General features: G+C 31.7%; 20 protein-coding genes and 2 tRNA genes. 14 read left to right on the plus strand and 8 right to left on the minus strand.

Annotated elements, in window-relative coordinates:
• Nucleotides 1-37: 37 nt before the first annotated feature.
• From HA144_RS02165 to HA144_RS02180, 4 genes are all read right to left on the minus strand, one after another.
• Entirely contained in the window at nucleotides 38-3,154 is a 3,117-nt protein-coding gene (locus HA144_RS02165) for a CHAT domain-containing protein (protein WP_209042019.1), read from the minus strand.
• A gap of 5 nt (nucleotides 3,155-3,159) precedes the next feature.
• Nucleotides 3,160-3,918 (minus strand): neutral zinc metallopeptidase, encoded by a 759-nt coding sequence (locus HA144_RS02170; protein WP_209042020.1) that lies wholly within the window; start codon nucleotides 3,916-3,918, stop codon nucleotides 3,160-3,162.
• A gap of 196 nt (nucleotides 3,919-4,114) precedes the next feature.
• Nucleotides 4,115-4,186, minus strand: a tRNA-Thr gene (locus tag HA144_RS02175).
• A gap of 10 nt (nucleotides 4,187-4,196) precedes the next feature.
• Nucleotides 4,197-4,278, minus strand: a tRNA-Tyr gene (locus HA144_RS02180).
• A gap of 102 nt (nucleotides 4,279-4,380) precedes the next feature.
• Here HA144_RS02180 and aroQ point away from each other — a divergent pair.
• The 10 genes from aroQ to proC all read left to right on the plus strand — a co-directional run bounded on the left by aroQ (nucleotide 4,381) and on the right by proC (nucleotide 11,519).
• Entirely contained in the window at nucleotides 4,381-4,821 is a 441-nt protein-coding gene (gene aroQ / locus HA144_RS02185) for a type II 3-dehydroquinate dehydratase (protein WP_209042547.1), read from the plus strand.
• Entirely contained in the window at nucleotides 4,822-5,430 is a 609-nt protein-coding gene (gene miaE / locus HA144_RS02190; protein ID WP_209042022.1) for a tRNA isopentenyl-2-thiomethyl-A-37 hydroxylase MiaE, read from the plus strand.
• Between the two features lie 17 nt (nucleotides 5,431-5,447).
• Complete coding sequence (locus HA144_RS02195; protein WP_209042024.1) at nucleotides 5,448-6,203, plus strand: precorrin-2 C(20)-methyltransferase; 756 nt, start codon at nucleotides 5,448-5,450, stop codon at nucleotides 6,201-6,203.
• Nucleotides 6,203-6,688 carry a DUF1823 family protein gene (locus HA144_RS02200; protein WP_209042026.1) on the plus strand — a complete coding sequence of 162 codons (486 nt, stop codon included), beginning with the start codon at nucleotides 6,203-6,205 and terminating at the stop codon, nucleotides 6,686-6,688. Before HA144_RS02195 ends, HA144_RS02200 begins: the two co-directional genes overlap by 1 nt.
• A gap of 73 nt (nucleotides 6,689-6,761) precedes the next feature.
• Nucleotides 6,762-8,135, plus strand: coding sequence for a ribosome biogenesis GTPase Der (der, locus tag HA144_RS02205; RefSeq protein WP_209042028.1), 1,374 nt, complete (start codon nucleotides 6,762-6,764; stop codon nucleotides 8,133-8,135).
• Nucleotides 8,135-9,049, plus strand: a complete 915-nt coding sequence (locus tag HA144_RS02210; protein ID WP_209042030.1) for an energy-coupling factor transporter transmembrane component T family protein — start codon at nucleotides 8,135-8,137, stop codon at nucleotides 9,047-9,049. The genes der and HA144_RS02210 overlap by 1 nt, the downstream gene beginning before the upstream one ends.
• Nucleotides 9,050-9,067: 18 nt before the next feature.
• Nucleotides 9,068-9,334, plus strand: coding sequence for a PII-interacting protein PipX family protein (locus HA144_RS02215; protein WP_209042032.1), 267 nt, complete (start codon nucleotides 9,068-9,070; stop codon nucleotides 9,332-9,334).
• 3 nt (nucleotides 9,335-9,337) lie between these two features.
• Nucleotides 9,338-9,973: a YggS family pyridoxal phosphate-dependent enzyme gene (locus HA144_RS02220; RefSeq protein WP_209042034.1), complete on the plus strand. Its 636-nt coding sequence runs from the start codon at nucleotides 9,338-9,340 to the stop codon at nucleotides 9,971-9,973.
• A gap of 150 nt (nucleotides 9,974-10,123) precedes the next feature.
• On the plus strand, nucleotides 10,124-10,699 hold the full coding sequence (locus HA144_RS02225) for a cell division protein SepF (protein WP_209042036.1): 576 nt from the start codon (nucleotides 10,124-10,126) through the stop codon (nucleotides 10,697-10,699).
• Nucleotides 10,700-10,706: 7 nt separating this feature from the next.
• The gene (gene proC / locus HA144_RS02230; protein WP_209042038.1) at nucleotides 10,707-11,519 is read left to right on the plus strand and encodes a pyrroline-5-carboxylate reductase; all 813 of its coding nucleotides are present in this window, start codon (nucleotides 10,707-10,709) and stop codon (nucleotides 11,517-11,519) included.
• Here proC and HA144_RS02235 read toward each other — a convergent pair.
• The 4 genes from HA144_RS02235 to hpf all read right to left on the minus strand — a co-directional run bounded on the left by HA144_RS02235 (nucleotide 11,516) and on the right by hpf (nucleotide 14,805).
• A complete protein-coding gene (locus HA144_RS02235) occupies nucleotides 11,516-12,682 on the minus strand; it encodes a glycosyltransferase family 4 protein (protein WP_209042040.1) in 1,167 nt (388 codons plus the stop codon). The two genes, proC and HA144_RS02235, sit on opposite strands and share 4 nt — an antisense overlap.
• Before the next feature lie 85 nt (nucleotides 12,683-12,767).
• On the minus strand, nucleotides 12,768-13,553 hold the full coding sequence (gene recO / locus HA144_RS02240) for a DNA repair protein RecO (RefSeq protein WP_209042042.1): 786 nt from the start codon (nucleotides 13,551-13,553) through the stop codon (nucleotides 12,768-12,770).
• The gene (locus HA144_RS02245) at nucleotides 13,554-14,213 is read right to left on the minus strand and encodes a 2-deoxyribose-5-phosphate aldolase (protein WP_209042044.1); all 660 of its coding nucleotides are present in this window, start codon (nucleotides 14,211-14,213) and stop codon (nucleotides 13,554-13,556) included.
• A 7-nt stretch (nucleotides 14,214-14,220) separates the two neighbouring features.
• On the minus strand, nucleotides 14,221-14,805 hold the full coding sequence (hpf, locus tag HA144_RS02250; protein ID WP_209042046.1) for a ribosome hibernation-promoting factor, HPF/YfiA family: 585 nt from the start codon (nucleotides 14,803-14,805) through the stop codon (nucleotides 14,221-14,223).
• Nucleotides 14,806-14,849: 44 nt separating this feature from the next.
• Between hpf and lipB the strand changes: the two genes are divergently transcribed.
• From lipB to HA144_RS02270, 4 genes are all read left to right on the plus strand, one after another.
• Nucleotides 14,850-15,500 carry a lipoyl(octanoyl) transferase LipB gene (gene lipB / locus HA144_RS02255; RefSeq protein ID WP_209042049.1) on the plus strand — a complete coding sequence of 217 codons (651 nt, stop codon included), beginning with the start codon at nucleotides 14,850-14,852 and terminating at the stop codon, nucleotides 15,498-15,500.
• Between the two features lie 27 nt (nucleotides 15,501-15,527).
• Complete coding sequence (locus HA144_RS02260; protein ID WP_209042051.1) at nucleotides 15,528-17,471, plus strand: AMP-binding protein; 1,944 nt, start codon at nucleotides 15,528-15,530, stop codon at nucleotides 17,469-17,471.
• A gap of 38 nt (nucleotides 17,472-17,509) precedes the next feature.
• Complete coding sequence (locus HA144_RS02265) at nucleotides 17,510-17,953, plus strand: YlqD family protein (protein WP_025922184.1); 444 nt, start codon at nucleotides 17,510-17,512, stop codon at nucleotides 17,951-17,953.
• 217 nt (nucleotides 17,954-18,170) lie between these two features.
• The gene (locus HA144_RS02270) at nucleotides 18,171-19,538 is read left to right on the plus strand and encodes a dihydrolipoamide acetyltransferase family protein (RefSeq protein WP_209042053.1); all 1,368 of its coding nucleotides are present in this window, start codon (nucleotides 18,171-18,173) and stop codon (nucleotides 19,536-19,538) included.
• The last annotated feature ends 1 nt before the right edge of the window (nucleotide 19,539 follow it).

Consider the following 19,539-nt stretch of genomic DNA (forward strand, 5'->3'; position numbering starts at 1 on the left):
AATTAATATAATTCTCAAATTTTTTAATGATTCCAAATTACCAATTAATTGGTCTCCAATCTCCATTTAATTGAAATGCAGCCCATACATTTGGATGTTGCCAAGCTTGAATAGGGTGCTCTCTAAATTCTTTTTGAGTATTTGATAATGCTTTTGATCTGCTCTCTCCTGATTTAAGTTTTAAATAAAAACTTTCCATAAATTCTGCTGTTGCCTTATCATCCACTTCCCAAAGCGAAAGTAGGCTTGATCGTGCACCTGCAACTGCAATTGCTCTTTTTAGTCCGTAAACTCCTTCCCCAGATTGCAGATCACCCTGACCTGATTCACAACCAGAAACGACTACTAATTCTGTGCCATTCCAATTTAATTTACTTACCTCTAGAGCAGTAAGATATCCATCGTCCTTTAAATTTTTATCAGGATAATTTGCTCCTGCTAAAACTATTCCACTTCTTAATAAAGGATTTTCGATTCTTTTATTGTTGGTTATGGAATTTGAAAATATATTTTCTGAAAATAAATTTTCATTTTTATTATCACCTATGTAAAAAGAATGGGTAGCAATATGAAGGATTTTTGGAGACTCTTCCATTTGAATATTTAAAGCAGATGCTTCATCCTCTAGAAATAATTTGGCATTAGTAATTTTTGATATGATATCTGCTTCTTTTTTTGTTCCAGGTAAAGAACCCCATAATCGGTTTCTTTGATCAAATGATCTTTTTTGCTCATTAAAGTTTTTTGGTGATAAGTTTTTTCTGCTATTGCTTGAGTTTTTTCCAGATAAGTTGAAATTTGGATTCGCAAAAACTATTGATTGTTTATTAATTAAATTCTTTTCTTTATTTAAAGTTATTAGTTCTCTTCCAGTAGTTAATAATCTAAGTTGAAAAATATCTCCCAATAAATCTGTTTTATTAAAGCTTCCAACTGCAGCAAAAGGGACCTTATTTAATTCACTATCAGGGGAAATAAATAAGGTTTTTTTATTTTTAATATATTTCTCTAGGGGCTTGATAATTTTTGAACCTAATTCATGCCAGATATCTTGTGCATCAATTAAAGACTGTTCAGAGGAAACTAAGCCAAGGGATATTAACTGATCGATTTCAGCTGCGCTTCCTAAATCTATACTTTCAACATTATTATTTGGGAATAAAATTAGAGCTTGATACTTTGCATCTCCCCAAGTATTTTCGTCCATACTCTGATCAGGATCGATAGAAACAAAAGGTCTATATTTCTGAAATTCAATCAGTACTGCATCGTCAGGTATTTTTTTTGATATATCGCTCAAACTAAATATTTTTGATTTTAATTGTGGAAGTGATTTATATAATTCCAACTCTAATTTTTCTTTCTGAATCTTCAATTGATCAATAGATTTTTTATTACCCTGATTTGTTGAAGAAAGCTGATTTGTTAAATCTTTAATCTTTTCCATTAGGTCTTTTTCAGAACCTTTTAAGCTCGCTAATGTGATTTGCTTCTTTTCGATCTCCTCTAGTAATCCATGTCTATTTAATCTTGCAAATAATGCAAGATTCTTCCCTAGTGGATGAATATCCGTAGCTGTAAAAATTGCTTGATATGAAATTCCTAATGTCTTAATAAACTGTTCCCTTTTTGAGATTGGTAAAAATGGAATTTGATCTTGAATATATTTAAATTGGATAGCTAAACTTCTTCTTAAATAATAGTCAGTTTTTTCATAATCTTTTTCTTTAAAATAAACCATCGCTACATTTAGTAGAGGTTGTATCAAATAGTGGCTTTCTTTCCCAAAGACTTCTTCATATAAATTTAATGCCTGATTATGATAGATTTTTGCTTTATTATTTTCTCCGTCCCACCAATAAGCGTAGCCAAGTAATTCTGATAAAGATAAGTCAGGCTTGTCTTGTTTGCTGTTTTTAATTTGTAAATCATAAAGCCTTTTTAATATCCTTTGGGCCTTATTAAAATTCTTTTCTTTGAATGCTATGTTTGAACGAATTAATTGTCCTTCTAATGATCTGAATTTAAAAAGTTTTTTGGCATCCTCATAATTATTGTCTGAAAAAATATAAATGTCCGCTAGATATTTCTTACAATCGTTTGTTTTAAGAGAATTTTCTAATTTTATTTTTTCAGATTCCTTAAGACATTTTTTAAGGCTTTGTTTAGCTCTATCATTATCCCCAATGGTTCCATAATATATAGCCTCTTTATAAAATAGATCTAAATAATCTTCATTTTTTTCTTTAACATTCTTCGATAAACTTTTTCCCTTATTTATTAGAGGTAGTACTTCTTGATAAATACCATTTGATATATAAGTGTTTGTTAAATAATTAATTGCGAAAAGGATTTCTTCTGGCTCCCCAAAATCTATAATTGCTTCATAATCTGCTATCGCACCTTCTAAATCTCCAAGTTGATATTTACCGAACGCTCTGTCTAAGTAGCTTTTTGTATAAGTTGGGTCAAGCTTTATTGCATTTGTATTATCTATTATTGATCCTTTTATATCATCTATCTGAAGTTTTAAATAGGCTCTCCAATTTAGGAAATAACTATTCGGATTGATATTAATTGCTTCTGTAAAATCTTTAATTGCGGAATCAAAATCCTTTAATTGATTTTTAGATGCACCTCTACCAGAATACGCATCTTCATTATTGGGATTAAGTTCTATAACTTTGGAATAGTCTTCAATAGATCCTTCATAATCTTCCAATATATATCTTAAATATCCTCGGAAGAAATAAGCTTCTTCATATTCGGGATTTATTTTTATTGCAGATGAATAATCTGAAATAGCTCTCTCGTAATTTTCATTTTTTTCATGAAGATAACCTCTCCAGAAAAAAGATTTTTCCCAGGGATTTGGATTTAATTCAATTGCTTTTGAATAATCTGCAATCGCTCCTAAAAAGTCTCCAAGAAATTCTTTACTTATCGCCCTGTAGTGATAACCTCTCCAGTTATCTGGATTTGATTTTATATATTTATTAAAATCATCCAAAGCATCTGAATATTTTTTCTTAGAGATATTTTCTTTGCCGCTTTCAAAAAAAGATTCCTTGGTTTCCGCTTCAAGAGCTTTGAAACTAAAAATATTTGCAGGACTGGAAAAAAATAAAAATAATAATAAAAGATACTTAATCATTTATTTCAGAATTTGAATCTTGTATCAACTTTTGAGGTTTTTAGATTTATGCCCAGAAGACCTGAAGCATCTTTTTTGTATGGTGAGGATTCAAGATCGACTGATTTACCAGATCCCCTTGTTCTTGTGAATGCTTTATAAAGAGGATCATCTATATCTCCCTTAACTAATTTTTCTATGGAAGCGTAGGAACAATCAGCATCAACTCTCCCCATCCCTGATAAAAGTGCATAGGTTCTTTGAGCTCCCGATCCATGAGTTTTATCTCCTATTGAATAAGCAACAGATGACATTTCCAGAATATTTTCTCGGGTGACTCCTAATTCTTTATTTCCTTTCTGAATAAAATAACCTGCAAGACAATCAGCCTGAAGTTCATGATTGGGATCTTTTAATCTTATCTCCAGAGCATTTTGCAAGGCATGGGCGAATTCATGAGCAACTACATATGCAACGCTGGAGTTTCCGAACGCCTTTATAAAAGTTTTAAGTTGAACGGGGTCAAGAACTATTGTGTGATCGGGTGGGCAATAATAAGATCCGGCGACGTCAAACCCCTCATTTGATCCTTTACATCCTCCTCCAAATAATCTCGTTCCACTTGGCACCGTAATTACCTGAGGAGGAAACCATTTCTTCAGATTCTCATCATCATTCCATGTCTTAATTAAATAAACTGTTGTTTTTTCAATTAAATCTGGAATGTTGGAAGCTTTTGCTTCATAAGGAAAAATTAAAATAAATATTGCTAAAAGAACCTTCATCAAGGAGGAAAAGTATTGTTCTATATATTAGTTAATTTATTTATTGAGTTATAAGAAATTAAGAAATCATAATAATATATAAGATCTATTATCTACCTTTAAAACAGAAAAAATGGACCCGAAAACGGACGTCCAATTCTGAATAATTTCTTTGTGCGATAGTGGTAATCTCTTTGATACCAAGCTATCCCGCGAGTGCCCTCGTCGGGACTTGAACCCGAGACCTCTCCCTTACCAAGGGAGTGCTCTACCGCTGAGCTACAAGGGCAATTTTAAAGTGGGCCGGGTTGGATTTGAACCAACGTAGGCAGAGCCAGCGGATTTACAGTCCGCCCCCTTTAACCACTCGGGCACCGACCCCCACTATTTGAACTTATCAGTTAATGGACACTTTGTGTGAAATTGTTTTGGTTTTTTTGCTTCTTTCTAGATAGCATTTGTAAAGAAATGACTTTATTGATGATGAATATTTTATTGATAAATGGACCAAATTTAAATTTATTGGGGACTAGAGAACCTGAAATATATGGTAATAAAACATTGAGCGATATAGAAAAAGATCTAACAAAAGTTGCTAAAGAAAAGAGTATTAATCTTGAATGTTTTCAAAGTAATCACGAAGGAGAAATAGTAGATAAAATACAAGAGTCTGTAAAAAGTATCCAAGCTATTCTTATAAATGCTGGCGCTTTTACTCATACCTCGATTTCCATTAGAGATGCTTTAATTGGATCAAAAATTCCGTTTGTAGAGTTACATATTTCAAATATTTTCAGTAGAGAAGATTTTCGTAAAGAATCTTTTCTTACAGATAAAGCTATAGGAATTATTAGTGGATTCGGAATAACAAGTTATTCCTTAGCTCTTGAAGGAATTATTGGATATTTAAGTAGTAAAGATTAAATGCTAGTCGATTTTAAAAGGCCTTCTTCTCATATTAAATATTTATCCTCATTAACCTCAGATGAGTGGATCAAACTCGCTTTATCTAATCCAATAGATATTCTTATTGACCATGCTCATTGTGAAAGAAAAGCAGCAGGAGTGGCTATTCAATTGATGTTTAGATATCCATCAGAACCAAATCTGGCAGAAGTTCTAAGTCCAATAGCGAGAGAGGAATTAGAGCATTTTGAAAAAATACTTTATTTTTTAAAGGATCTTGGACATTCGCTTGAGTCCTTAAAACCGCCTCCATATGGAGCTGAATTGTCCAAGAATATAAGAAAGGAAGAGCCCTATAGAATGCTTGATAGTTTTTTGATCGCAGGACTTATTGAAGCAAGAAGTCATGAAAGATTAGCCTTGCTTGCGCTGAATTCTGAAAAAGAATCTTTTAAAGCCCTTTATGAGTCTTTGCTTGAGAGTGAAGCAAGACACTTTGGGATTTATTGGAAACTTGCGCAAAAAAAATTCTCTAAAAATCAAACTTTCAAAAGGTTAGAGGAATTGTCTGAAATTGAGTCAGAAATCCTTGCTGAGACTTTTATGATGCCAAGGGTCCACAGCTAGAAATAATTAAATTAAGAATGTTAATAAAACAATTTTTAACAGTATTTAAAGGTTATAAAAGAGATTCAGCATCATTGACCGTCGTTGGGGTTGGGCCTGGAGATCCATCACTTTTAACAATTGCTGCTGTAGATGCAATAAAAAAAGCTAAAGTTATAGTTTTTCCAATATCAGATGATAATAAAAAGAGTTTTGCTGCAGAAATAGTCAAGAAATATACCAAATTTAAAAAAAATGTACCTATCATCTTTCCAATGGCCCGAGAGGGTTTTGATCCTGATGAAATATGGTCAAATGCTGTGGGGAAAATTGTGAAATTCATAAAAAATGGTGAATCAGTTGTTTTACTTTGTCTTGGCGATACTTCGCTATTTGCAAGCTCTTCGAATATTTTGAGGATAATAAAAAAAACTTATCCCGAAATTATCACCAAAACTATACCCGGGATTTCTTCTCTGTCAGCAACAGCAGCATTGAATGATTTTGATTTAGTCAAAAAAGGAGAGACCTTGATAATAAAAGAATGCCCTTCTTTAAATTCAGAATTAACATCCCTTATCACGGAAAGTAGAGGAAGTAAAACTGTTTTGGCAATTATGAAAGTTGGGAAAAGATGGAATTTAGTAAGAGAAATCTTAAAAAAAGAGGACATTATTAATAAATCACTTATAGCTTTAAGTGTTGGTATGCCTAATCAAATTATTCAATATGCATCTCAATATAAAAAGGACTTCATGCCTTATTTCTCTTTAATTTTGATAAGGTTTGATTAATGAATAAAAAGGAAAATTTCGCAGGAAAACAATTTACATGGCCAATATCTAGGAAACTATTATTTCTCGTTCTTGAAGATAAAGTAAGTGATGTTTTTGTTTGTGAATTGGTCTGGGAAAGACTTTTTTACATTAGAGAAAAAAATACGAATGATTGGATTTCTAGTGAATTAACTTCTGCTTATTGGTCAGGAAAATTCGTAAAAGCTCCTCAAATCATTTCAGAGCGAATAGCCTCAGTACATTTGACCCGATCAATTCCAAAGGATTATAAGCAGGGATTGAAAAATTTTCTTAATTTTAAAGGCTATAAAATTAACGAACTTTATCCAAGAAGGACTAGAAGAGCTACTGCAGTAAATTGGTTAATTTGTTGGTCTATTGAAAATAATTGTTTTTCAAATGAGAATAGCGTAATCCCAATTCCGAGTTCGACACCTGTTGATCCAGCTAAAGGACATTTTGGTGATCCAGAAATTAAATAAATTTTTTTGAGTAAGGTAAATGATTCTAATAAAGGTATAGTTGTAATGGATATACTTTTTTTGGAGAGAAAAATTGATTCTCCCTACAATAGCAATCATAGGAAGACCTAACGTAGGGAAATCTACTTTGGTTAATCGTCTTTGCCAAAGTAATGATGCAATTGTTTTTGATAAACCTGGTGTCACAAGAGATAGAACTTATCAGAATGCGTCATGGGGAGGAAAGGAATTTCAAATAGTTGATACTGGGGGATTAGTTTTTGATGATGATAGTGAATTTCTTCCAGAGATAAGAACTCAAGTTTTCTTAGCTCTAGAAGAGGCTTCAATCGCCTTACTTGTGGTAGATGGAAATCAAGGTGTTACTGATGGTGATTTATCAATAGCAAAATGGCTAAGAAACTCAAGCTGTAAAACAATTGTTGCTGTTAATAAATGTGAATCGACTACTCTTGGAATCTCCTTGGCTTCAGAGTTCTGGAAATTAGGATTGGGCGAACCTTATCCCGTTTCAGCTATTCATGGTTCAGGTACTGGGGATCTTTTAGATCTCGTTATTGGCGAACTTCCTGAAAATAACATTCAGGATGAAGAAGAAAAGATAATGATGTCAATTATTGGCAGGCCAAACGTTGGTAAATCTAGTTTGTTAAATTCAATCTCCGGAGAAAAAAGAGCAATAGTTAGTGATATTAGTGGAACGACAACTGATTCAATAGATACTCTTATTAAAAAAGGTGATTATCAATGGAAAATTGTTGATACTGCAGGGATTAGAAGAAAGAAAAATGTCAAATATGGTACTGAATTCTTTGGTATTAATAGGGCTTTTAAATCTATTGATAGAAGTGATGTTTGTGTTTTAGTTATAGATGCTATAGATGGAGTAACTGATCAAGACCAGAAGTTGGCAGGGCGAATAGAGGAGCAAGGGAGAGCTTGCATAATTGTTGTTAATAAATGGGATCTTGTAGACAAAAATAGTTCAACAATTTATCAAGTAGAGAAAGAACTAAGATCTAAACTGTATTTTTTACACTGGTCAAAAATGATTTTTATATCTGCTCTAACTGGCCAAAGAGTTGAAAATATTTTTGAACATGCTCTTAATGCTGTTAATCAACATAGGAGAAGAGTTACAACGTCTGTTGTTAATGAAGTGCTTAAAGAATCAATTAGTTGGAAAAGTCCTCCAACGAAAAGAAGTGGCAAGCAAGGTAGGCTTTATTACGGTACTCAAGTAAAGAACAAACCTCCCACTTTTACTCTTTTTGTAAATGACCCTAAATTATTCGGAATAACTTATCGAAGATATATTGAAAAACAAATTAGATTCAATTTAGGCTTTGAAGGTACACCTCTAATTTTACTTTGGAGAGGAAAACAGCAAAGAGCATTAAATAGAGAAGTCGAAAGGGAAAATATTGAGTTAATTCAAAAAGATTGATGAATATACTTACCAAATTTTCTGTTGGACAATACGTTTATGGCAATAGAAGTTGGCTAAGAATTATAGATAGTAGATTAAAAATAATTATAGTAATGATATTTCTAATTACTCCAATTTGGGCAGGTCCAATATATAGGTTGAGTCTAGTAGGTTGTTTACTTTTAATTACTTTTTTAAGTTTGTTGCCATCTAGAGTATGGTGGCGATCATTATTTTTGCTCACATTCTTATCATTATTAATTGGATTTATATCAATACTCGCTTCTTCTGATATTCAATCTCTTGAAAGCTACTTAAGAAATCCCGATGAGTTGCAAGAAGTAATAGAAAACTATAAAAAATGGAATATATTGGAAATTCCTTCACAGAAGATATGGTTTATAAATTTTGGTCCATATAACTTATCAAGAAAAGCCCTTGAATTAGGAATTAAAACCTCCACTTTGATATTTACTGTTATTCATAGTGTTAATTTGATGCTTTTGACTACATTACAAGAAGATATTGTGTGGGCATTAAGTTGGTTCATGTATCCATTAAGAAAGATTGGATTGCCAATTAGTAAGTGGCTTTTTCAATTATTAATTGCATTACGTTTTATTCCTCTAGTACAGGAAGAATTTCAAAATATAATTAAATCAGTGTCAGTGAGATCAATAAATTTTAGAAATTTAGGGTTTAAGAAATCATTTAATGTCTTATTATTTTTAGTGGAAAGGTTATTTCAAAATATATTTCTGAGAATTGATCAAGGGGCAGAATCATTGCTCTCCAAGAAAGAAATTATTATAAAAACTGATAGATTCAGAACCTCCTATCCTTCGAGATCCTTCAATGTAATTTTAAATACATTATCGATATGTTTTATTTCGATAGCAATTTTTCTTAGAAAACTGTATGGTGCATTATAAAGAACACCATATTTAAGTTTGAGTTCCGAGCGTTATTTAAACCATCCAACATTTGGCATGTTGTACCAAGTCTCTCCTGGAAATGATGGAAGAGATATTTATGCGACTTTGTATGCCCAAAAAATGTTTTTTTTAGTAGAAATTAAACAAAGAGAAGTTTTTTTTGAAGTTATACCTTATTTAGATGCTCGTAATCAAGCTGAATTAAATCTTCAAAAAGCAAGGAGGAAAGGATCTGAAGAGCTGCAAAAATGGGAGAATTTATTTACGCAAACTTTTTTATAAAAGGTGGATCTTTCAAATTATTTTAAAATTAAGAATGAAATCCCTTCAAATGTAAATATACTTGCTGTAAGCAAAGGATTTAAAAGTCAAGAAATCAAGACTATTCAAAATATGGGTCAGAATGATTTTGGTGAGAGTAAGTTCCAAGAGGCATTTGAAAAGCAATTGATCTTAAAAGACTTTAAACAAATTAAATGGCACTTTATCGGGAGAATACAGAGTAATAAAATAAGAAAGATAGTTCAAAATTTTAAATATATTCATTCAGTTGATTCATTTGAGAAGTTGCAAAAGATTTCTATGATTTCATTTGAGGAGAAGAAAAATCCATCAATAATGTTGCAGGTCAAGTTAAGTGATGATCCTACTAAAGGTGGTTTTAATCCTGAACTTTTAGTGACTCAATGGAGAGAAATTAAACAATTGAAAAATATTACATTAAAAGGATTGATGACTATTAATCCTAAAGAACTAAGCTCTAAGGAAAATTTAAACTTGTTTAAAAAATGCCGCGCTCTCTCTGATTCGCTTCAACTTCCAGATTGTTCAATGGGAATGTCAGGGGATTGGGAAGAAGCTATTGAAGCTGGATCAACATGGTTAAGATTAGGTTCGATAATATTTGGCGATAGGGGATAATTTAGTTATTTTTTATAAAAATCTTATCTATTAACTTGCAGTTAAGTGCAAGTAACGTTATTTAAGTATAGGTAGTTTATTCATTTAAGAAATGAATCTATTGCTTGAGGTTTTTATACCTTAGTAATCAATTTCAAGAGGATTTAAAAGGTGTCACTTATTTCTAGATTAAAGGCTGTTGTTGCAGGTGATGAGTATCTCGATGATGATTTTGATGACTTTGATTATGCATCAGAAGATGATTTAAATGATATTAATGATTTAAAGCAAAGTCAGAAAAACTCTAAAGCTCTTGCCAATACAAATCCATTTGAATTTATGAACAACAATAGATCATCAAAAGTTGTTGGAATGCCTGGAATCTCAAATTCATCTTCAGAAGTAAGTTTAATGGAACCAAGAAGTTTCGATGAGATGCCTCAAGCTATTCAAGCATTAAGAGAGAGAAAAACTGTAATTCTTAATCTAACTATGATGGATCCTGATCAAGCCCAAAGAGCGGTAGACTTTATTGCTGGAGGGACATACGCAATCGATGGACATCAAGAGAGAGTTGGTGAAAGTATATTTCTTTTTGCTCCAAGTTGCGTAAACGTAACTAGTTCTTTCACTGAAGAAGCTTCTCCCTCAAATATGACTACAAAAAGCGCACCACAATATAGTTTTCAAAAAAACACAGCTCCAGAACCAGCATGGGGAGATTCTAAATTAAGTGCTTTTTCATGATTAATCTGTGACTGATAAAATTGCGATTATTGGTTTCGGAAATATTGCAAATGCTATAATAACTCCATTATTAGATAAAAAATTAATTCAGCCAGAGAATGTTTATTGTGTTGTAAACACAGAAAAAAGTTTAGAAAATATAAAAGAAACATACAAACATAATATAAACGTCTATAAATCTAGTTCTAAAGATGCAAAGATAATTTGGGATTGTCAGGTTAAACTTCTCTCTATAAAACCTCAACATCTTAAAGATATAAGTGAGGCTAAAAATATACAAACTAAGGATAATTTATTAGTCTCAATTCTTGCTGGAGTTTCAATAGATAGACTTAATCAAAAATTTCCCAACCATAAATGTGTGAGAGTAGTTACAAATATTCCAATCACTGTTGGAAAGGGCTTAACAGGAATTGCTTGGGGTGAGAGAATTACTGAAGATCAGAAACAATTTACAAAAAAATTATTTGAAAATACTAGTAAAATTTACGAATTTACTGAAGATTACCTAGACATATTTTTAGCTTTAACTTCTTCAGCACCTGCCATTATTGCTTTGATAATAGAATCTTTAAGTGATGGCGGTTTGAGTGGTGGATTACCAAAAATACTTTCAGAAGAACTCGTTATGGAGATGATATTAGGTACTGTAAGTCTAATCAAAGAAAAAAAAATAACTACTTCTGAGCTTAAGAATTTAGTGACCTCTCCAGGCGGAACAACTATTTCTGCATTAAGGGTTTTAGAAAAAAAAAGTATAAGGTCTGCTTTAATTGAATCAATAGTTTCGGCTAGTAATAGAAGTAAGGAGTTTCGCTAGTTCTTGAAATTGTCTTTTAAGTTCATATAAACTTTCTCAAGAGAATTTATATTTTTAGTAATTGTATACCTCTCGAGTACTCTTTCTCTAGCTTTTTGGCCAAGATCCTTGGTAAATGAGGGGTGTTCGACAAGAATTGGGATTATAGTTTTTAGTTGTGCAGCCACATTATCAGTTGAAATTATTATTCCTGCCCCGTTATCTAAAACTTCACCATCAGCCCCAGCATCTGTTGCTACACATGCAGTTCCGGTAGACATTGCCTCTAAAAGTGATAATGATAAACCTTCTACTAAGCTTGGTAAGAAAAATACTTCTGCTATTTGCATTATTGCTACTCTAGCTTCTAAATCTAATTCGGCACCCCACCAAATTAATTTCTCTTTACTAAGGTTAGAAAAACTATTTTCAAGTGTTGGCTTCATTGGTCCATCTCCAACTATAACTAATTTGCAATTATTGTTTTTTATTTGGCGCCAAGAACGTAAAAGTGCTTCGATATTTTTCTCATTTGCAATTCTTCCCATATATAAAAAGATTCTTTTATTTCCTAGTTTATTTTTTATCTGATCATATTTTGTATTTTTTTTGTAAAAAGGTTTCCAAATATTTTCATTAACTCCGTTTGGAATAATTATTTGTTTTTCATTAGGTACTCCTAATTTCTTAAGAACATTTTTTTGAGGTTCAGAAAAAACGATTATTTTATCAAACTTTGCTAGTGACGGAGCATAAAGTTGATACGTTAATTGTTGAGTACTTGCCGTTAAATTTCTATTTTTAGCATCAAATGGTGGGTGAAATGTTCCTATAAGTGGAACATTAATTTCATTACAAAGCTCTGGTAGTCTAAAGTCTAAAGGGGATAAAGTTAGACTGGCATGGACGATATCGGGTTTTAATCTTTCTAGTGATAGCCTTAGCTCTTTTTCTGCTCTTGGGGAGGGTATTGTATAAACCTGTGACTTAATTAAGTATGGGAGACTTACTTCAGGATCATTTGCCAGAAATAATGGTTTTGATGAATTTGAACTAGAGGGATTGTCGAAATGAATAAAACTAATTTTATGCCCTCTAGCCTTCAATTCCTCAGTAGTTGAATTACCATAAGTTACATTTCCACAAAAAGGAGATTTTTTACCCAACCAAGCAATATGAACCACATTAATTGAATTAACTACTTATTAAGTTAACAGTAAGAGCCCCAAAGAACATAATTTTGAAATTTGTTAATGGTCCATCAATATGCTAAGAATATAATTCTTTCAACATTTTTAGTGAAGATATATCTTTCTCTAGTTGAGTAGAGATCCAAGTTTCAATAATAAATAATATTTTAAGCCAAACTTTTTTTGGACCCAATAACTCTCCATTTGATTTTATTGGTAATTCGGGGAAGAGCAGTCTCTGTATTAAAGCAACTTCAGATGCATTAATTTTTAGATTACTTTGGGGATCTTCGATGGTTGAAAATCCTTCACTTGGCAAATAATAACAATTCCATTTCCAATTTCCTAAAGGGGGAATAATAGGCGCTCCCGTTTTACAACAATGATGAATTGGTAAATTAATCCCCCCGATTGCTAAAAGATGGATTAAAGATTGCATACTAATTGAAAGGATTTTAAAATCTTCTTCTTTAGAAACTTCATATAAATAAATTCTATCTAAATGAGCAAGAACACAAGTTAAATAGTTTTGCTGTTGGTCATTATTCCCTATTAATAAGAATGTTAATTCAGTTATTGCTTGTGCGGCTGCAAGACATTCAATATTTTTTCCTAAACCAGAATAACTTTTTAATATTTTAATTTGACGTACAGATTTAAGATTTCTTTTGCCAAAAATCTGCAAACTTAAATATGTTAAGGGAGTGGCTGCCGCAAGACTACTTTTTGGACGTCTAGCCCCAGGCACTGCTAATCTAACAATCCCTTGCTCATCTGTAAGGATAGTAATTATTCTATCATTCTCACCTAATGGAGTAGCTTTAATACATAAACCTTCTAATCTAAACTCACCAGAACCAGACATTCAAATACCTTTTATTTCTTGAAAAATCTCACAAAAATTGGAAGTACCTACGCAATTAATTCCTGCATCGAACAAATCAATAACTTGGACAAGTTTTTTTATACCACCTACAATTTTAATCTGATTTTGGTTCCCTATCAATTTTAATATGTCTGCCACATCATTCGATGAAATAGGAGACCCAAAACCGTCTCCGAATTGAAAATTCTTTATTCCTAGTTCTAAAGATATTTCTATCGCATTGTACAAAATTTCTTCTTGTAATTTTAATTTATTTATAATTATTGTAACTGGTAAACCTGATAGCTTAACTTGCTCAATTTCAGCAGCAAAAGTTTCTAAATTCCTTTTGGATAAACTGATGAAGTTTGGGATATATTCAATTCCATTTGCACCTTTATCTTTTGCAAAATAAACAAATTCTTCAATAAATGAAACCGGTAAATCTGCTAAAGGATAAGAAATGAGTGCGTTTATATTTGCGTCGTAATTACCCAAATAGTGCTTGAAATAAGCAAGATAATTAAGTGAAGTAGAAATATTCTTGAGATTATATTTTTTTATTAAGTCGCAATTTGTGCAGAAATCATCCCAGGTTAGGTATGGGTTAATAATAATTGCATGAATTTTTTCGTTTAATTCATATTCAATATTTGGCATTGAAAAGTTATTTAGATTGAATCAGTCCATAACCTCCATGATTCCTCTTATAAATAACTTGAAGTTCATTATTTTTCTTATTTCGGAAAACATAAAAATCATGATCAATTAGTTCTAATTGTTTTCTTGCTTCTTCTGATGAAATTGGATTCATTTCAAAGTATTTATTTTTTATCGATGGCTCAGGCAGACTTGCTTTTATTCCTTCTTTAAGGAAATTTTCATCTAAAAATCTTGATTCCATATTTTCAATTCGGAAAGACTCTTTATTTTTAAATTGATTATTATGGATTGTTTTATTGTTTCTTTCTTTGTATTTACGTAATTTTCTACAAAGTTTATTTGAAACTAAATCAATGCTTGAGTACAGATTTTCAGTTTTTTCTTCAGCTCTAATTACAATACCATTCGCAAAAATTGTAACTTCTGCAGTTTGGAACGAGACTCTTGGATTCTTTTCTATTGAAAGGTGTATATCTGCTTCTTTAACGATATCCTTATAGTGATGTGTTGCTTTTTCTATCTTTGCCTCAGTATATTCTTTTAATGCTCCAGTGAGCTCAAGATTTTTCCCATGGATTAAAATTTTCATAACAAATCTAAAAATATTTACTTACTTTCTAAATCTACTTAAATATGCTTAATAGAACAGCAATAATTAAACAACCTGATAAGATTTCTTCTTTTAATGATGTTTATAAATTACAAAAAGAATATCAGGAGGCATTGATTTTAGATAACTCTAACCCTGATTTTATTTGGATAGGGGAGCATCAACTCTGTTATACGTTGGGTAGAGGATCTAATTATGATAATTTATTATTTTCTCTGAATGATGATAAATATGATGTTTTTAAGATTGATAGAGGTGGTGAGGTTACTTGCCATATGCCAGGACAATTAGTAACGTATTTGGTTGTAGATTTGAAAAATTTTAATAAAGATTTAAATTGGTATTTAAGAAAAATTGAAGAAATTATTATAAAAATTCTTGGAGTTTTTAATATAAATTGTCACTCTAGAAAAGGATTTACTGGTGTTTGGATAGGAAATAAGAAAATTGCTTCAATTGGCATTGGTTGTAAAAGATGGATTACAATAAATGGATTTTCAATCAATATTGACTGCGAATTAGAAAACTTTAATAAAATTGTTCCTTGTGGAATAGAAAATTGTCTTATGGCAAATATGATTGATTACAACAAAAATTTAAATATTCATGAAGTCAAGAGAATTGTTAAAAAAATCATTAAGGAAGAATTTAATTTTGATTTTGTATCAAAATAGAAATTAAAATTTCAAAATCAATTTAGTATGGGTGATTTAGCGTATTGGCCTTCAGCCAAACCTCTCTCTAAAAAAGATAAATTTGCTAAAAATAGAGATTTTATTAAGAACCTTAATCATATAGATCAAATTTGGGAAAAATTAAAATTTAAATGTGGTGATACCTTAGCTGTTTGCGATTTAAGAGGAAAATACAAAGAAAAAATTTCTTATTCTGAGCTGGCTGATTTAATAACAAAAGTCTCTTTTTCTTTTAAAAATTATGGTTTAGCAAAGGGGGATGTAGTTACTGTAATATCTGAAAATTCTCCAAGATGGCTAGTAGTAGATCAAGGCTTAATGCGTTTAGGAGCTATAAATGCAGTGAGAGGTATTAATTCTCCTTCAGTAGAATTAGATTATATTATTGAACACTCTAATTCAGTAGGTCTAATAGTTCAATCTAAGGAGATTTGGCTAAAGTTAAAAAACAAAGAAGAATTAAAAAAAAGACTGAAATTTGTAATTAATTTAGAAGATGAACAATTTGAAAGTTTAATAAGTTGGAATCAATTTATAAGTGCATCAGAAAAAGAAAATTCACAAAGTAATAATCTTGAAAAATTTAATCCAAAAATTGATGATGTCGCTACTATTCTTTACACTTCTGGGACGACAGGAAAACCTAAAGGTGTCCCGTTGACTCATGCAAATTTTTTACATCAAATAATCAATTTAGCCTATATCGCTGATCCAGAACCTGGGACCGCTGTATTAAGCGTATTGCCTATATGGCATTCTTATGAGAGGAGTGCTGAATACTTCTTTTTTTCATGTGGTTGTTCTCAATACTATACAATTCCTAAATTCCTTAAAGATGATATTACACAAATAAAACCTGTTGTCATGGCTACTGTACCAAGACTATGGGAGGCAATACATGATGGTTTTTTTCAGGCGTTGAAAAAAATGCCTTCCAAAAAGCAAAAACTTATTAAGTTGTTGATAAGTAATAGTTCAGTTTTTAAAAGAAGTCTAAGAAAGATAAGAAATTTAGATATCAATCAAATAACCTTTAAATCAAAAATCCCCTTAATGGTTTCTGTTATTAGCCGATATCCTTTACATAAATTGTCTACTATTTTTTTATGGCCGAATATTCTTAGACAACTATGCGGAGAAAAACTGAAATTTCCCATTAACGGCGGAGGTGCATTGCCAGAACATGTGGATCTTTTTTTTGAATCTTTAGGTGTAGATGTTTTGGTGGGATATGGACTCACAGAAACTAGTCCAGTATTAACTTGTAGGAGAAGAGAATTAAATGTTAGAGGATCATCCGGTCAGCCTTTAGCATTTACTGAAATCAAAATAGTGAATGATGAGAAAAAAAAGATTCTGAATTTCAGAGAAGTCGGAAAAATTCTTGTTAAGGGGCCACAAGTAATGAAAGGTTATCTTAATAATGAATTAGCTACAAAAGATGTTTTATCCAAGGATGGTTGGTTTGATACTGGTGATTTAGGTTTTCTAATACCAAATGGTTCCCTTTTTATAACAGGAAGAGCCAAGGATACAATAGTGCTATCAAGTGGTGAAAATATAGAACCGAATCCGCTGGAGACCGAAATCCTTAGTTCTGAATTTATTAATCAAATTCAACTAGTAGGACAAGATAAGAAATGTTTAACAGCCCTTGTAGTGCCTAATGTCGAATTGGTTAAAAACAAGTTTTTGGAAGGAGACCTTTCAAAATTAAACCTAAATAAGAATATTGGAACATTTTTTAAATCACAAATTAATAATTTGCTTAAAAGTCGATTAGGAGCAAGATCAGAAGAACAAATATTAGATTGTTATTTTGTTGATGCCTTTACTTTAGAAAATGGCTTGTTGACGCAAACTCTTAAACAAAAAAGAAAAGAAATAGAAAAAAAGTATTTATTACAAATAGAAAATATGTATGAACAGAAATTTAGTAAGAAAAATTGATTTGTTCTTTCTATATTGAAAAGGTAATTTAACTTTTTATGGAAACAAAAAACTCAATATCTATAAAGCGCTCAATAGCTATTAAAGCTATAGTTACTCCAACTTGGAAGGAAGATGCTGAAAAAGAATTAAGTAAAGCAATTTCAAACATTGACCAGCAATTATCTCAACTTGAGCAAGAGGGGCAGCAAATAGTAAATAACATTAGATCTCAATCGGTTAACCCTCTAGATCCAAGAGTTCAAGAACAGGTTAGTCAGGTGCAACAACAAGTCGCAGCAAAACGAAATGAAATTGAAGAACAAAAAAGAAATCTACTTCAACAACAGAGTCAAGTTCGCGAATTAAAAATGGACGAAATTGTTGATCAAGGGCAAGTGGATAGTTTCTGTGATGTCACTGTGGGCGACAATCTTATTGAAAAAATGCAAGTCTCGATTACCGTTAAAGATGGAGTTATTCAATCTATAGATAATAATTAAAGGAAAGATTTAGTATTTTTTATAAAAATAAGTAAATTTTAATTGCAAAAGTTTTAAATTCTTATCGATCTAAATTATTACTTTCTTAAGTTTTAAGAGTTCCCACTGTGAGCATGATTTCGTATAATTAGATCAAGAGTTAAAAGGGTTCTTAATCATAAAAACTTTTGAAAGTTTGGTAAAAATCCCTTAAAACTTATGCAATAACAATTTTCTTATGTCTCACGAAATATTCATGCCTGCCTTGAGTTCTACTATGACGGAGGGCAAGATTGTGGAATGGTTGAAAAATCCGGGAGATAAGGTTGAAAGAGGCGAATCTGTCCTGGTTGTTGAATCTGACAAGGCAGATATGGATGTTGAATCTTTTCAAGATGGATATCTTGCAGCAGTTTTAATGCCTGCCGGCAGCACTGCACCTGTTGGAGAAACTATTGGACTCATTGTAGAAAATGAGGATGAGATAGCTTCTGTTCAAGAACAAAATAAAGGGAATCAACCCGAAGTCTCTAGTTCTGACCAACTTGAATTGGTAAGCAATAAAACCAAAGAAAAACCAGTAGTCCAGACTGAAAATATTAATAAAGAAGCTGAAGAAGTCGTCTTAAAGAGTGAAAAGCCTTTACCATCTTTTAATACTGATCAAATTAATGCCGCTACAAGTAATGTTTCTTCGAGGATAATTGCATCTCCAAGAGCTAAAAAACTAGCCTCTCAAATGGGTGTTGATTTAGCAAAGGTTCATGGATCTGGCCCTCACGGAAGGATTCAAGCCGATGATATTTTAAAAGCTAATGGCCAACCTGTCTCTATACCATGGATAGGCGAAGGTGATTCTCCTGCAAGTATTCCTGGTGCAAATTTGGGAGTTGAAAGTAAACTAGAAACTTCAGGACATAGTTTTGGTAATCCTGGAGAAACAGTTCAATTTAATACTCTTCAAAAAGCGGTAAATAAAAATATGGAATCTAGTTTAGATGTTCCATGTTTTAGGGTGGGTTACTCTATTAATACAGATAAATTAGATAATTTCTACAAAAAGGTAAAAGAGAACGGAGTGACTATGACTGCTTTACTTGTAAAGGCAGTTGCGAAGACATTAAAGAAACACCCTCAAGTTAACTCAAGCTTTTCAGAAAATGGAATTTCTTATCCAGAAAATATAAATATTGCTGTTGCTGTTGCGATGGAAGATGGGGGACTAATAACTCCAGTATTAAAAGAACCATGCAATACTGATTTATTTGAATTATCTAGGGAATGGAAAGATCTCGTAAAAAGATCGAGATCAAAACAATTAGAACCAGATGAATACTCAACGGGAACATTTACCTTATCTAACCTTGGTATGTTTGGTGTTGATAGATTTGACGCAATACTACCCCCAGGAACCGGTGCGATCTTAGCGATAGCGTCATCGAAACCAACTGTTGCAGCTAATAGTGATGGTTCAATATCTGTTAAAAAAATAATGCAGGTAAATCTTACAGCTGATCACAGAGTTATCTATGGAGCTGATGGTGCTTCATTCTTGAAAGACTTGGCCTACCTGATTGAAAATGAGCCAGAGACACTTGTATCTTAAA

Source organism: Prochlorococcus marinus XMU1404 (genome assembly GCF_017696175.1).
GTDB lineage: Bacteria > Cyanobacteriota > Cyanobacteriia > PCC-6307 > Cyanobiaceae > Prochlorococcus_A > Prochlorococcus_A marinus_X.

Excerpts from the sequence above, each read along its gene's own strand:
- HA144_RS02170 (WP_209042020.1), bottom strand. The coding sequence starts at position 3,918 with ATGAAGGTTCTTTTAGCAATATTTATTTTAATTTTTCCTTATGAAGCA.
- HA144_RS02210 (WP_209042030.1), top strand. The coding sequence starts at position 8,135 with ATGAATATACTTACCAAATTTTCTGTTGGACAATACGTTTATGGCAAT.
- HA144_RS02265 (WP_025922184.1), top strand. The coding sequence starts at position 17,510 with ATGGAAACAAAAAACTCAATATCTATAAAGCGCTCAATAGCTATTAAA.
- hpf (WP_209042046.1), bottom strand. The coding sequence starts at position 14,805 with ATGAAAATTTTAATCCATGGGAAAAATCTTGAGCTCACTGGAGCATTA.
- HA144_RS02195 (WP_209042024.1), top strand. The coding sequence starts at position 5,448 with ATGTTAATAAAACAATTTTTAACAGTATTTAAAGGTTATAAAAGAGAT.
- HA144_RS02270 (WP_209042053.1), top strand. The coding sequence starts at position 18,171 with ATGTCTCACGAAATATTCATGCCTGCCTTGAGTTCTACTATGACGGAG.
- HA144_RS02245 (WP_209042044.1), bottom strand. The coding sequence starts at position 14,213 with ATGCCAAATATTGAATATGAATTAAACGAAAAAATTCATGCAATTATT.
- HA144_RS02165 (WP_209042019.1), bottom strand. The coding sequence starts at position 3,154 with ATGATTAAGTATCTTTTATTATTATTTTTATTTTTTTCCAGTCCTGCA.
- HA144_RS02260 (WP_209042051.1), top strand. The coding sequence starts at position 15,528 with ATGGGTGATTTAGCGTATTGGCCTTCAGCCAAACCTCTCTCTAAAAAA.
- miaE (WP_209042022.1), top strand. The coding sequence starts at position 4,822 with ATGCTAGTCGATTTTAAAAGGCCTTCTTCTCATATTAAATATTTATCC.
- lipB (WP_209042049.1), top strand. The coding sequence starts at position 14,850 with ATGCTTAATAGAACAGCAATAATTAAACAACCTGATAAGATTTCTTCT.
- HA144_RS02200 (WP_209042026.1), top strand. The coding sequence starts at position 6,203 with ATGAATAAAAAGGAAAATTTCGCAGGAAAACAATTTACATGGCCAATA.
- aroQ (WP_209042547.1), top strand. The coding sequence starts at position 4,381 with ATGAATATTTTATTGATAAATGGACCAAATTTAAATTTATTGGGGACT.
- recO (WP_209042042.1), bottom strand. The coding sequence starts at position 13,553 with ATGTCTGGTTCTGGTGAGTTTAGATTAGAAGGTTTATGTATTAAAGCT.